The organism is Winogradskyella thalassocola, from assembly GCF_900099995.1.
GTDB lineage: Bacteria > Bacteroidota > Bacteroidia > Flavobacteriales > Flavobacteriaceae > Winogradskyella > Winogradskyella thalassocola.
In genome coordinates, this window is the sequence record NZ_FNCZ01000004.1 from 210,273 (window position 1) to 223,514 (window position 13,242).

The 13,242-nt window shown below is 32.5% G+C and carries 13 protein-coding genes; 6 read left to right on the forward strand and 7 right to left on the reverse strand.

Annotated features, from left to right (window positions below):
* Positions 1–20: 20 nt before the first annotated feature.
* The 5 genes from BLT80_RS12020 (at position 21) to BLT80_RS12040 (ending at position 4,891) form a co-directional block, all read left to right on the forward strand.
* On the forward strand, positions 21–638 hold the full coding sequence (locus BLT80_RS12020; RefSeq protein WP_092468515.1) for a phosphoribosylanthranilate isomerase: 618 nt from the start codon (positions 21–23) through the stop codon (positions 636–638).
* 410 nt (positions 639–1,048) lie between these two features.
* Positions 1,049–2,236, forward strand: a complete 1,188-nt coding sequence (trpB, locus tag BLT80_RS12025; RefSeq protein ID WP_092468289.1) for a tryptophan synthase subunit beta — start codon at positions 1,049–1,051, stop codon at positions 2,234–2,236.
* 104 nt (positions 2,237–2,340) lie between these two features.
* The gene (locus tag BLT80_RS12030; RefSeq protein ID WP_092468291.1) at positions 2,341–3,024 is read left to right on the forward strand and encodes a cell division ATP-binding protein FtsE; all 684 of its coding nucleotides are present in this window, start codon (positions 2,341–2,343) and stop codon (positions 3,022–3,024) included.
* A 49-nt stretch (positions 3,025–3,073) separates the two neighbouring features.
* Positions 3,074–3,970, forward strand: a complete 897-nt coding sequence (locus BLT80_RS12035; protein WP_092468293.1) for a glycosyltransferase family 2 protein — start codon at positions 3,074–3,076, stop codon at positions 3,968–3,970.
* The gene (locus tag BLT80_RS12040; protein WP_092468295.1) at positions 3,971–4,891 is read left to right on the forward strand and encodes a glycosyltransferase family 2 protein; all 921 of its coding nucleotides are present in this window, start codon (positions 3,971–3,973) and stop codon (positions 4,889–4,891) included.
* Here the strand turns inward: BLT80_RS12040 and BLT80_RS12045 are convergent.
* On the reverse strand, positions 4,876–5,283 hold the full coding sequence (locus tag BLT80_RS12045) for a sugar 3,4-ketoisomerase (RefSeq protein ID WP_092468297.1): 408 nt from the start codon (positions 5,281–5,283) through the stop codon (positions 4,876–4,878). The genes BLT80_RS12040 and BLT80_RS12045 overlap by 16 nt on opposite strands.
* A 4-nt stretch (positions 5,284–5,287) precedes the next feature.
* The gene (locus BLT80_RS12050) at positions 5,288–6,370 is read right to left on the reverse strand and encodes a glycosyltransferase (RefSeq protein WP_092468299.1); all 1,083 of its coding nucleotides are present in this window, start codon (positions 6,368–6,370) and stop codon (positions 5,288–5,290) included.
* A 121-nt stretch (positions 6,371–6,491) separates the two neighbouring features.
* Here BLT80_RS12050 and BLT80_RS12055 point away from each other — a divergent pair, with 121 nt between their 5' ends.
* Positions 6,492–7,625 carry a glycosyltransferase gene (locus BLT80_RS12055; protein WP_092468301.1) on the forward strand — a complete coding sequence of 378 codons (1,134 nt, stop codon included), beginning with the start codon at positions 6,492–6,494 and terminating at the stop codon, positions 7,623–7,625.
* Here BLT80_RS12055 and BLT80_RS12060 read toward each other — a convergent pair.
* The 5 genes from BLT80_RS12060 to BLT80_RS12080 all read right to left on the reverse strand — a co-directional run bounded on the left by BLT80_RS12060 (position 7,622) and on the right by BLT80_RS12080 (position 13,206).
* The gene (locus tag BLT80_RS12060; protein ID WP_092468303.1) at positions 7,622–8,455 is read right to left on the reverse strand and encodes a phytanoyl-CoA dioxygenase family protein; all 834 of its coding nucleotides are present in this window, start codon (positions 8,453–8,455) and stop codon (positions 7,622–7,624) included. The two genes, BLT80_RS12055 and BLT80_RS12060, sit on opposite strands and share 4 nt — an antisense overlap.
* The gene (locus BLT80_RS12065; protein ID WP_092468305.1) at positions 8,439–9,743 is read right to left on the reverse strand and encodes an O-antigen translocase; all 1,305 of its coding nucleotides are present in this window, start codon (positions 9,741–9,743) and stop codon (positions 8,439–8,441) included. Before BLT80_RS12065 ends, BLT80_RS12060 begins: the two co-directional genes overlap by 17 nt.
* A 10-nt stretch (positions 9,744–9,753) precedes the next feature.
* The gene (locus BLT80_RS12070) at positions 9,754–11,064 is read right to left on the reverse strand and encodes an O-antigen translocase (protein ID WP_092468307.1); all 1,311 of its coding nucleotides are present in this window, start codon (positions 11,062–11,064) and stop codon (positions 9,754–9,756) included.
* Positions 11,065–12,159: a DegT/DnrJ/EryC1/StrS family aminotransferase gene (locus BLT80_RS12075; protein ID WP_092468309.1), complete on the reverse strand. Its 1,095-nt coding sequence runs from the start codon at positions 12,157–12,159 to the stop codon at positions 11,065–11,067.
* A gap of 174 nt (positions 12,160–12,333) precedes the next feature.
* Positions 12,334–13,206, reverse strand: coding sequence for a GNAT family N-acetyltransferase (locus BLT80_RS12080; protein WP_139181060.1), 873 nt, complete (start codon positions 13,204–13,206; stop codon positions 12,334–12,336).
* Between the last annotated feature and the right edge of the window lie 36 nt (positions 13,207–13,242).

Below are 13,242 nucleotides of genomic sequence, written 5' to 3' on the forward strand. Positions count from 1 at the left end.
CCGCTTTCGCGAGAATGAAGATGAAACTAAAAGTCTGCGGAATGAAATATAAGGAGAACCTAGAAGGTGTGGCTAATTTGCGACCAGACTATCTCGGTTTTATATTTTATAAAAAATCAGCCAGACATTTTGATTCTAATATTCCTGAATTGCCAAGATCAATAAAAAAAGTTGGTGTTTTTGTGGATGAAGAACTAGAAATAGTGAAAGACACTATTAAAAAATTCAACTTACAAGCTGTTCAATTACATGGACACGAATCGCCAGAATATTGTGCAACAATAAACACTGTTGAAGTTATAAAGGTCTTTAGCATTAAAGATGAATTCAACTTTGATGTGCTTCAACCTTTTGAAGATGTCTGTGATTATTTTTTATTCGATACTAAAGGAAAATTACCAGGAGGAAACGGTTACACCTTCAACTGGAATGTATTAGAACAGTATCCATCAACCAAACCTTATTTTTTAAGTGGTGGTATTGGATTACATGAAATTGAAAAAATAAAAGGTTTTAAAGAAAGTCTTGCTTCAAAATATTGTTACGCTATTGACGTTAATAGTAAATTTGAAATTGAACCTGGATTGAAGAATATTGAAGAATTGAAAACGTTTAAACATAATGTAATTAGCTGTTAGCTGTTAGCTGTTAGCTGTTAGCTGTTGCAAAAATTAAAATAACGTGGGAGGAAAGCAAAAATTAGCATAGTAAGAGTGTCCCAAATTCCGACAGCGTCGGAAACAACGATTTTCAGAAATAAAGAGCGAAAAAGCGGAACTGCGAAGCGAAGCTTCAAGCATGTAGCTTTGAAAGCGAATGGTGCTTTAGCAATTTCCTAATAAATCGTTTTGAATTTTTGGTTTTGTATGAAACAAAAATCGTCCACTGGACAATTTTTATTTAATAGTGTTTCAAGACAAAATGAACGCAAAGAAAGAAAGAAAGAAAGAAAGAAAGAAAGAAAGAAACAGATTGCCACATCACGCAAAAAAGCGTGATCCACAATGAAAATAATAGATTCCTGCCTTCGCAGGAATGACAAAGGCTTATGAAAAACACATACAAAATCAACGAAAAAGGCTATTACGGTGAGTTCGGTGGAGCATACATTCCCGAAATGCTTTATCCTAATGTAGAAGAATTGCGTCAAAACTATCTAAAAATCATGGCTGAACCTTCGTTTCAAGACGAGTTCAATCAACTTTTAAAAGATTATGTTGGTCGTCCTTCTCCACTCTATTTTGCGAAACGTCTTTCTGAAAAATACAATACCAAAGTATATTTAAAACGTGAGGATTTAAATCATACTGGTGCTCACAAAATCAACAATACCATTGGTCAAATTTTAATGGCAAAACGTTTAGGCAAAAACAGAATTATTGCCGAAACTGGAGCGGGTCAACACGGCGTTGCAACCGCAACTGTTTGTGCTTTAACTGGTATCGATTGTGTAGTTTATATGGGAGAAATTGATATTGCTCGTCAAGCACCAAACGTAGCCCGAATGAAAATGTTAGGCGCCAAAGTTGTACCTGCGTTATCTGGTAGCCGTACTTTAAAAGACGCTACTAATGAAGCTATTCGCGACTGGATTAACAATCCGGTTGACACCCATTACATTATTGGATCTGCTATTGGTCCACATCCCTACCCAGACATGGTTACGCAATTTCAATCGGTGATTTCCGAAGAAATAAAATGGCAATTAAAGGAAAAAGAAGGTCGAGAAAATCCTGATTACGTTGTGGCTTGTATTGGTGGAGGAAGTAATGCCGCAGGAACCTATCATCATTTTCTAGATAATGAAGATGTTGGGATTATTGCTGTTGAAGCTGCTGGAAAAGGAATTCATTCTGGTGAAAGTGCTGCCACATCTGTTTTAGGAAAAGAAGGCATTATACATGGTTGTAAAACCTTATTGATGCAAACCAAAGACGGACAAATCACAGAACCCTACTCAATTTCTGCAGGATTAGATTATCCTGGTGTTGGTCCTTTACATTCACATTTATATAAAACTGGACGTGGTGAATTTTATTCTGCTACAGACGACGAAGCGATGACTTCTGGTTTAGAATTAACGCAGTTAGAAGGTATTATTCCGGCTATCGAAAGTTCTCATGCTTTGGCTATTTTTAAACATAAAACTTTTAAACCTAACGACGTTGTTGTAATTAGTTTATCTGGTCGTGGTGATAAAGATTTGCAGAACTATATCGATTATTTTGATTTGTAGTTGTTGGTTGAAAATAGAATTCTAAATTGGAATTTAAAACTTATGTTTTGGATTTGAAATTTTAAGCAATACATTTACAGTTACCAATTATTTATATCTATAATATGTCCGAAACAGTTTTAGAGCTCAAAGATGCTACGATTTATCAAGGTGACAGTATGGTCCTGTCTAAGGTGAATTTTGAAATGAAGAAAGGCGATTTCGTCTATCTTATTGGTAAAACAGGAAGTGGAAAAAGTAGTTTCATGAAAACCCTTTATGGTGATTTACAATTAACAGAAGGTGAAGGTTCTATTGTGGATTTCAACTTAAAAACCATGAAAGAAAAAGACATCCCTTTTTTAAGACGAAAATTGGGTATCGTTTTTCAAGATTTTAAATTATTACCAGATCGTACTATTATTGGAAATTTAGAATTCGTGTTAAAAGCAACGGGTTGGAAAGAAAAAGACCGTATTAAAGACCGTATAGACACGGTTTTAGATAAGGTCGCAATGAAGACCAAAGGCTTTAAATATCCTCATGAACTTTCTGGTGGTGAACAACAGCGTATTGCTATTGCACGTGCTTTACTTAATGACCCTGAACTGATATTAGCCGATGAGCCAACTGGAAATTTAGATCCACAAACCAGTGTTGAAGTCATGGAAGTATTACAAGACATTAATAAAAATGGCAATACTATTTTAATGGCCACACACGATTATGCTTTACTTTTAAAATATCCGAGCAAAACCTTAAAATGCGACGAAAACAAAGTGTTTGAAGTGGTGCAACGAAAGAGTTAAATCTTCAATGTAACGCTCTTAAGTTTTTGGTTAACCTTTGTAAAATCTTATGATTTCTGTATTAATACCTGTTTATAATTATAATATTTCAGAACTCGTTTCCGTAGTGCATAAGCAGTTAATTATATCAGACGTTCCTTTTGAAATATTGTGTTATGATGACTGTTCTAACGATATTAAATTTCAGGAGTATAATAACATTATAAATACACTTTCACATTCTGAGTATCATATTCTGCCAAAGAATATTGGACGAAGTGCCATACGAAATAAGCTAGCTCAAAATGCAAAATTCGATTGGTGTCTTTTTCTAGATGCCGATGTTATGCCCAAAAATGATGATTTTATAAGTACCTATCTTAAATCTATTTCAGAAAAATCTGAAGTAATTTATGGAGGTATTTTATATCAAGAAAAACGTGTAAATGATGCTCAACTCTTACGTTGGATTTATGGAAATAAACGAGAAGCCTTATCTGCCGAAGTTCGAAACAAAAACACGTATTTGAGCTTTTTAACCTTAAGCTTCTTAATACATAAAAGTATTTTTAATACGGTTCGTTTTAATGAAGACATACCTAATTTAAGACATGAAGACACGTTGTTTTCGTATAACTTAAAGGAAGCTAACATTAACATACAACATATAGATAATCCTGTTTACCATCTTGGTCTTGAAGACAGTAAGACTTTTCTACAAAAATCATTAGATTCGATTGAAGCGATAAACCTATTTATCAATCAAGATTTATTACCATCTCATTACACTCGAATTACAAACATCTATTCGAAAATTAAGGATAACGTCATTTCAAAAGTACTAGCCTCTATTTATTATAAGTTTGAATCTACTTTCAGAAAAAACCTACTTGGTGAAAACCCGTCACTCATGATTTTTGATTTGTACCGATTAAGTTATTATTGCACTTTAAAATCGAAAAGGTAAATGGCATTTTTCTCTGTAATCATATCGGTTTATAATAAGGAAAAACACATTCAACACACCATTGAAAGTGTTCTGAATCAGAGTTTCAAAGATTTTGAAATTATAATTATTAACGATGGTTCTACAGATAATAGCGAAGCCGTTATAAACAGTTTTGACGACCACCGCTTAAGACTTCTAAGCATTAAAAACCAAGGAGCTTCCAACGCTAGAAATACAGGAATAAAAGCAGCAACCACTGATTATATTGCACTTTTAGATGGTGATGATACTTGGGATACCTCTTATTTGCAATACATGTACGATGCTATCCTTAAATTTCCTAAATTAAAGGTTTTCGCTGCTGGTATTGCTCAGAAATATGAAAACAAAGTTGTTCCTGTTGCGTATAATTTTCAACAACAAGAACTTTATGGCGCTCACAATTTTTTTGAAGCAAGTCAGAAATATTCTTTAATCACAAGCTCTAGTGTCGTCTTTAAAAAATCCATCACAGATAAAACAGGTCTTTTTGATACGTCTATAGTTTCTGGACAGGATACTGATTTGTGGCTTCGTTTTGGAATGCATTATGACGTCGTCTTTATAAACAAAGTTCTTGTCTATTATGTTTTTAATTCGGCTAGTCTATCTAACACAACATTTGATGCGAATAAAAAACCCAAGTTTGACAAGTATTACAAAGAAGAGCAACAGAACACGTCATTAAAGAAGTTCTTGGATAGAAATAGGTATTCCATGGCGATACTCAGTAAAGTACAGCATGATAAAACCCTTTTTAATTATTATACGTCACATTTAGATTCTAGTAATTTAAGTTTTAGACAAAACTTTTTATTACATAGTCCTGAATGGCTCTTAAAGCTCTTAATTAAAATTAAATCTTTAAAAGGCGAAAAAATATATTACCCTAAAAGCTGAGATTTAAAAATCTCATAATCTCTGATATATTCTGCTTCATCATATGTTGTAGAGGCTAAGACTAAACACACAGCACCAGAAGAAAAATTATCTATTTCCCGCCAAATCTGTGTTGGTATGACCAACCCTAGGTTGGGCTTATTGAGCATAATTCTCTTTTTTGTTTTACCATCATCTACTAGCACTTCAAAACTTCCACTTAATGCTATAATAACGGATTCTTGTTCCTTATGAGCATGTCCACCTCGAAAACTATCACTTGGTACATCGTACAAATAATACACACGATTAATTGCAAATGGAATGGTGTTCTTTTCTATGACCGCTAAAAAACCACGTTCATCATGTACTTTAGGAATGTCAATTATTTTTACGTCGTTTATTGAATTCATATAATTAATTTAAAATGGATTGCCATTGTTGAACAATTTCAGCTTCCGAGAAATGAGCAACGCTAGGTTTCGAATTCTGCTTACAACGTAAATATAAATCTTTATCTATAAAAAGACTTGTCATGGCTTCTGATAGAGCCCCCTGATTATGATTTTCAACTAAAAGACCATTGAAGGTATTCTGAATAATTTCATTAGGTCCAGATTTACAATCTACAGAAACCACAGGAGTACCAAGCGCAAGAGATTCTAAAATAGATCTCGGAAAACCTTCATATCTGCTGGTTAACAGTGTAAATAAAGCAGATTTCACAATGGCTGAAGGATATGGATTGTATGGCAAGAACTCTACGTTAGATGCTATATTTAATATTTCAACTTGATTCTTTAGTGTTTCTAAATCTTTTCCTTCTCCTAAAATTTTTAGGTTCACCTGATGTTTTGGTAGTTCGGATTTTGCATACGCTTCTAACAGCAATGAAATATTTTTAACCTCATCATCTAAGCGACCAAAAAATAAGATATAGTTGTCTTTAGTTTCAAGTTTTGAGTTATGCTCTTCTAATGCTATAGGATTGTAAATAGATGTCACGTTATTAAAACTATAATCCGCTTTTACTTTTTCGGCAATGGCTTTAGACACTCCAACAATTTTATAAGCATTACCATATAATAATCGTCCTAAAAACCGATTAGGATTAATATAATTAGCTGTTTTATAGCTTCGAATACAATAGATAGTTTTTTTAGGAGAGTAGATGAATTTAGAAATTATAAATTCTTTCAAAAACCCAATTCGTGTTCTATTATCAATGACATAATCGAAGTTATGTTTTTTTAAATATGCTTTTAAAACTCTAAGTCTATTTATTCTTCCTAAAGCAGAATCATCTTTAGCCTTAAGCTCTCCTAAATTAAGAAGTTTACCTTTAAATGGAAACTCAATATCATTAAGCACACTAACCACGTGCACATCATAACCAACATCAAAAAGCATCTCAGATAATAAGCCAGAAGAGCGTTCTGCACCTCCTTTACCTAAAGAGGAAACAACAATACAAATCTTTTTATTATTGGCTTTTAGCATTAACGAGTATCTTTGAGACAAATGTAACGATATAAATGAAACATCTATATTTCAATGCTATTCTAACAAGATTATTGTTGAAATGTTCCATAACTTTGATTACAATAATTAGAATCTACACATGAGAGTTTTATTGGTTGGAGAATACAATAGGTCACATAGATATTTAAAAGAAGGGCTGCAAAATTTTGGACACGAAGCAATTGTTGTTGGCATGGATGATGGGTTCAAAAAAGTTGATGTTGATATAGAAATAAATCAAAAATTTAGAAAAGGACCATTGCAAAAAGTGAGATCTTTAATGATCCGTTTGTTTAAAATAGACTTACATTTTATTCACGTAAAGAAGCAACTCCTTAAGCATAAAACCCAACTAGAAAACTATGATGTTGTCCAATTTATAAATGAATCTTCTTTTCTCTGTGCTGCTAAAGATGAACAAAAAATCTTTGATTTATTAACCAGTTGGAACAAGAAAGTATTCATCCTATCCTGTGGAACAGACTACCCGAGTGTTAAATTCTCAGTTGATAAAAAATTTAAATATTCCATACACACCCCTTATTTTGAAGGCCGCGTAAAAGCCACAGATTTCTCGTTGGGACTCAAATATTTAACACCTGAATTTGTGAAATTACACCATCATATATACAATAAAATTGAAGGTGTTATTAGTTCTGACCTCGATTATTACATTCCGTTAAAAAACCATAAAAAACATTTAGGAATGATTCCTCATGTTATAAATGTAGATAGTATACCTTATCAAGAACCTAATATAGAAGGAAAAATAACTATTTTTCATGGCATAAATAGAACAAACTATTACAAAAAAGGAAATGACATTTTTGATGCTGCATTAGATATAATTGAAACTAAATACAAATCAGAAGTCATTATAATTAAGGTCGAAAACTTACCTTACACAGAATACATTAAAGCTTTTGATACTGCTCATATCTTATTAGATCAAGTCTATGCTTATGATCAAGGCTATAATGCTTTAGAAGCTATGGCAAAAGGAAAAGTAGTGTTTACAGGAGCTGAAAAAGAATGGGAAGACTACTATAATGTAACACCCAATACTATTGCTATAAACGCATTACCAGATGCAAAAGCGATTACCTCTAAACTAGAATGGCTGATTGAAAATCCTGAAAAAATAATTGAAATATCTAAAAATGCACGTCAATTTGTAAAAACGCATCACAACCATGTTGATAGTGCAAAATCATTTTTAGAAAAATGGTCTTAGTTTTTTTGCTTAGGAAAACGAAGTTCTAAAGAAACTCTTGTAATATCTTCATTTTCATTTACGGCAGCTCCATGAATTAAAAAAGGAGAAAATAATAAGGCTTCACTTTCCATAGGATTTGGTCTTGTCATCTTAATGACTCCAGATTTTGTCTCTAAAATACAAGGCACATAATAAATATTCCCATTAATTTTTGCTCCCTTACTTTCTGTTCTTAAAATTTCGTTTTCTGGAATAAGGTGGCTTTTTGCAACTACTGGTAAAGACGATTTTTCATTACAACCTGCAATAGGTAGCCAAACATTAATAATATCTTCCCAATAACTTAAATAACCATCTCTGTGTGGTGGATTTATATCCAAAGATTGTGGTCTACTTATCCGTATTTGAATATGTGATTTTTTTAGTTCCTCTACATAAGATGTCAATTGGTAACCCAAAATGTCTCCAAACCGTTTTGCCAATAAGTCTATATCAAAATCAAAATCTGAAGTTTCAAGATTACGAGTTATAGCAATTACCTGATTATGCAATGCATCTGTAGTCACAAATTTATGATAATCCTTTAAGTCAAATGTTTCATTATCTACAGCTACATTATTAGTCTTTAAAGCATCAATTATAATATTTTTCACCGATGCTTGAAGCTTTAAAAAATCTAGCTCTTCAAAGGCTTCAACGATATTAAAACCTTCATTTTCCCATGACATTTTAGACAAGACATTATCTTTCTGTGGATAAAGCAATTCTGGTTTTCCCCAAAAAAATTCACCTTCTACCTTAAATTCAAAAGGTTTATTATCAATAAATATTTTACATATTTTTTCCATCGGTGGAATTATTTTTTTGATTACTGAAATATATTTTTATGACAAAAAAGACCATTATAAAGTAAATGATATACCTCACAAAATGAGCAATTACAATCCCTTCTGTACCATAATATTGAATAAACACTTTAGACAGTACAAAAAACAATGCTAAAGACGCTATTTCAGTAATTACAAAACTTTTTACTAAACGTTTAGCTAAAAACTGATGTGATAATACTAACGCTCCTAATCTTATAAAATCTCCAAGTAGTTGCCATTTAAACAAGGGTTCCATACCTGTAAAATCTGGATATATAAACATTATAATATAGTCTCTTAAAAAATAGACTAACAACATTCCTAATCCAAAAATCGGCAGAATGGTTTTGTAAATATTGAATACTTCAACCTTAAATTCATGCTTATTATGAATGCTAGCGAATTTTGGTAATACATACAGCGTAAACAATCCAGTAGCAAACACCATATAGTTTTTAGAAATAAATGTAATGGCCGTCCAATATCCCGCTTCGTTAATATTTATTTCATCGGTAACCAGAGTTCTTATATTCAACTCAATATAATTCAATAAAAAAGTCGAAATAAAAGACATTAATGTAAATGCCAATAACTTGTTTTTATAAATGAGGCTAAACGTTAAAGACTTAAATTTTACATAGGTTTTTAAAGTTTTTCCAAATACAAAGGCCAAAACAACTAACTGAATCACTGGCGCTAGTGCAATAGCAATGATTATTCCTTTTAATTCTGAAGTATATAGGCCAACAACAACTGCAACAGTTGCTAAAAGATAACTAATGAGTTCTATTTTGGCGTAGCGTTTATAATCCGACAAACCACTAACCACAGCATTTACCACACGACTAACGGCTATAAAAGGGACTATAACCGCCAAAAGTTGAAATATATAAATATAGGATTGCGAATTAAAAAGATAGTCTGACAAATACGACGCTCCAAAGAATAAAACTGCAGCAGAAACAACGGAACCAATAATTGCAAAAATGGTTACGGTAGAAAACACCCTAGAAAGTTCTGGCTGATTGTTTTTAAATTCAGCGACATATTTTACAACTCCATTAAATGTACCTAAGGTAGATGTACTAGTGAGCATTGCTAAAACATTCCTCACCTGACCAATACTTGCGTAGCCAGCTTCACCAACAGTAACCGCAAGTAAACGTTGAATAAATGCAGAAACAATTAATCGAATTGTAATCACCACAGCATTAAGCGACGTAATCTTAAGCACTGTATTACTACTAATAAATTTTGGAAGCTTCACGTCTCTATTTTTAATGGTCTTCTGTTTTTTCTTCGTCTAAAACGCCAAACAAAGAACTACTAAAGAGTAATACTATTATTCCGAAGTACATAAAATAACTCAAGCAATGTCCCATTACAGCTCCCTGCAGTCCAAACTCATCAATAAGGTAAATACTAGAAAAATACATCATTATAAATAAGAATACTTCCAAAATGAGGAAGTGCGCAAACATCTTTTTAGCTAAAAACTGATAGGCAATTACCATGGAAAGTACACGTGCAATATCTCCTAATATTTGATACCCAAATAAGCCTTCTACAGGTCTAAAATCTTCAGTGAATAAAATATTTATTAATAGTGATCTGCTGAGATAAATAATAAGAAGTAGTACTAAAAACGCTGGCATAATAGTTTTATAGAAACTAAACACTTCTTTTCTAAATGCTTGTTTTGAGTTTATTTCGGCAAAACGTGGCAAGATATAAAGTGCCATCAACGAATTAAAAAACATTAAATAATAATCTGAAACGCGTGTCATAGCTGTCCAATAACCTGCAGCTTTTATGCCTAATTCATCTATAAGATAATTTCTGATAATAATAGACACAATAGGTAGCGCAATAGCACTAACCAAAGCCATTATCATATAAGGACTCAATCTATTTATGATAGACAAACTAACTTGCGTAATTTTAATAGAGGATACTAAACTTCGTCTAAACGCAATACCAACAATAGTAATTAATAAATTAAGTGCAGGCGTGATTACAATAGCTTGTAAGGCACCATCTATATTATCTTGATATATTAATAGTAACGTAACTAAAAGCCCTAAAACCTGTCCAAGAATGTTTATAATGAGTAGATACTTATGCTTAGAGAATCCATTCATAATGGAAAAAGCAAACATGTTTAAGGCATAAAACGGTAAAACAATAGAGAGCGTTTTAATGATATAGGTATATCTGTAGCTTGAAGAAAAAATGAGATCATTTATAAACTCAGCATTGTAATAACATAAAAAGGACAGAAGCACTGAAGAGAAAAACCCAAAGTAAAAGACGGTGGATAATGTTTTGGAAAGTTCAACGGCATCCTCTTTACACTTACTGATTAATCTAACAACACCTTTGTAAAGTCCGGAAATAGACAAAGACTGTAATGCACTCATAAAGTTCCGTAAATTTCCAATAAGCGCCATGCCTTGTGGACCAATGTAGATGGCTATAAATTTTGAAACAAGAATACCTGCTATAATTCTAAGACTAAGATTAGCCAAATTTAGATTCGCAGCCTTTACTAGAACTTCGTTATTTATATATTGGAAAAGCTTTCTCAATTAGTAGGTGTTTAAAACGTCTATAACTGTTTGAATGTCACGTTCTGTCATTACAGGACTCATTGGCAAACTTATAATTCTTTTATGAATCTTTTCTGTTAGTGGGAGTTTAAAATGCGAAAATTCTTTTAATGCTTCCTGCTGATGTGGAGGAATTGGATAATGGATTAACCATTCTATGTTGTTCCTATTTAGAAATTCGGTAAAATTTGTTCTATCATCAACTTCAACAACGAAGGCATAAAAAATGTGATTCTTAGAACCGTTATACAATGGTAACTTTAATTTTGAATTATGAATACCTGCCAAATATGTTCTAGCAATTTCCTGACGTCTTTCATTATCCTTGTCTAAGGTTTTCAACTTAATCCTTAAGAATGCCGCTTGCATATCATCTAAGCGACTATTAAAACCAATCATTTTATTAGTGTACTTTTCTTCACTTCCATAATTGCGCAACAATTTTAGGACATCACCTAATTCTGAATCGTTAGTGGTTACTGCACCTCCATCACCAAGTGCCCCTAAATTTTTAGTGGGATAAAAACTAAAAGCTGCTGCATGCGAAAGGTTTCCGGCTTTTCCTAAATGACATGACGCTCCATGAGCCTGAGCCGCATCTTCAATTAAAAGCAAATTAAAATCTTTAGCTACTTTTTGAAACCCCTCAACATCTGCGAGTTGCCCATACAAATGCACCATAATTATAGCCTTAGCTTCCATAAATAGTGCTTTATCTGTATCGACAGAAATATTATAGGTGTCGGGATTGGGTTCAACTAAAACAGGAACCAACTCCGCATGTAAAACAGATAAAATCGTAGCAATAAACGTATTTGCAGGTACAATAACTCTATCTCCTTTTTTGAGCTTACCGAGTTCTATGTAACCTTTTAAAATTAAAGTCAAGGCATCTAACCCATTGCCCGTACCAATACAAAACTTTGTACCACAGAAATTCGCAAATTCATATTCAAAATTGGTAACGTTATTTCCAAGAATAAAATGGGCATCATCTAAAGATTTACTAAATGAGGCCTGAAACTCATCGCGAAAACGGTCATTGATTTTATATAAATCTAAAAACTTAATCATGAATTAACAATTTGAAAGTACATATCTAATTTCGCTAAACTTGAAAAATCAGATAAACCTGTGAAATATAAAACAACAATTGGTTTAATTAAAACTTTAAGTTGCAAGATTTTAAAAACATTGCTTACAATCCTTTTAATACCTCCGAAAATAATATAAACGCAAAGAAATGCTTTATGTTTTAGGTATGTGTAATAGTTTATGAATCGAAGTATTAACAAGATAAGTGTTTGCCGTATAGCTTCTCGCCCCACAGCTTTCCTTCCAAAATATGAGACCTTCATTAATTTTAAGTCCGTTGTCTTCACTCGAAATATTGAAATCAAAATAACGCTTATCATCACACATTTTATTGATGATAAAATCATAAGCCAAATCTAAACTTCCATCGGCATTTTTATCTGTATTACCAGATACATATTGCGGATGCACGGTCGTATCGGTTAAAAACACCGTTGTTCCTGCTACAACTTTTCCATCTTTATAGATGTTAACCTGTTTAATATTTTCAGGAAACCGAGCGGCTAATAATTCTATTTCTTTTAATGAATGTACGGGTTTAATACCGTGTTTCTTATCCAAATTAGGAATTAAAACGTCCGTCCAAAAATCTTTGAAATTTGTATCTACTTTCAGTTCAAGCTCAGAACGCAAAGCTTTATTAATCCCTTCTCTTCGGTTTTTCTGAAACCGTAATTTATGGGTATAATCAATAACCATCAGCACATCTTTCTTTATTAGTTGCGCTTCAGCTTTATAAAGAAAATAATCCAACTCATCTGCTGGCATTCTATTATAAAATGTTGGGATAACCCTAATTTCTAATTCCGATACATTTTCGGCTTCATAAAAGGCCAACATGGCTTTAAAAGCTTCAAAAGCATAAAACAATTTTGAACTATCCTTTAAAATAAAACTCCCGTAAGTTAAGCCTTGATGAGAAATCACCTTATCACCAACACCATTTGCCGGAAGCACTGCATATAGCTGGTCATCTTTATATATCATTACTGAAAAATCCTTAAAACGATCACTGTGATAGTCCATAAAATCACGTTGAAACAAGAACGTCGCATTCTTAGC

Bases quoted from the DNA above. Each gene is read 5' to 3' on its own strand.
- BLT80_RS12020 (WP_092468515.1), top strand. From the start codon at position 21: ATGAAACTAAAAGTCTGCGGAATGAAATATAAGGAGAACCTAGAAGGT.
- trpB (WP_092468289.1), top strand. From the start codon at position 1,049: ATGAAAAACACATACAAAATCAACGAAAAAGGCTATTACGGTGAGTTC.
- BLT80_RS12030 (WP_092468291.1), top strand. From the start codon at position 2,341: ATGTCCGAAACAGTTTTAGAGCTCAAAGATGCTACGATTTATCAAGGT.
- BLT80_RS12035 (WP_092468293.1), top strand. From the start codon at position 3,074: ATGATTTCTGTATTAATACCTGTTTATAATTATAATATTTCAGAACTC.
- BLT80_RS12040 (WP_092468295.1), top strand. From the start codon at position 3,971: ATGGCATTTTTCTCTGTAATCATATCGGTTTATAATAAGGAAAAACAC.
- BLT80_RS12045 (WP_092468297.1), bottom strand. From the start codon at position 5,283: ATGAATTCAATAAACGACGTAAAAATAATTGACATTCCTAAAGTACAT.
- BLT80_RS12050 (WP_092468299.1), bottom strand. From the start codon at position 6,370: ATGCTAAAAGCCAATAATAAAAAGATTTGTATTGTTGTTTCCTCTTTA.
- BLT80_RS12055 (WP_092468301.1), top strand. From the start codon at position 6,492: ATGAGAGTTTTATTGGTTGGAGAATACAATAGGTCACATAGATATTTA.
- BLT80_RS12060 (WP_092468303.1), bottom strand. From the start codon at position 8,455: ATGGAAAAAATATGTAAAATATTTATTGATAATAAACCTTTTGAATTT.
- BLT80_RS12075 (WP_092468309.1), bottom strand. From the start codon at position 12,159: ATGATTAAGTTTTTAGATTTATATAAAATCAATGACCGTTTTCGCGAT.
- BLT80_RS12080 (WP_139181060.1), bottom strand. From the start codon at position 13,206: ATGGACTATCACAGTGATCGTTTTAAGGATTTTTCAGTAATGATATAT.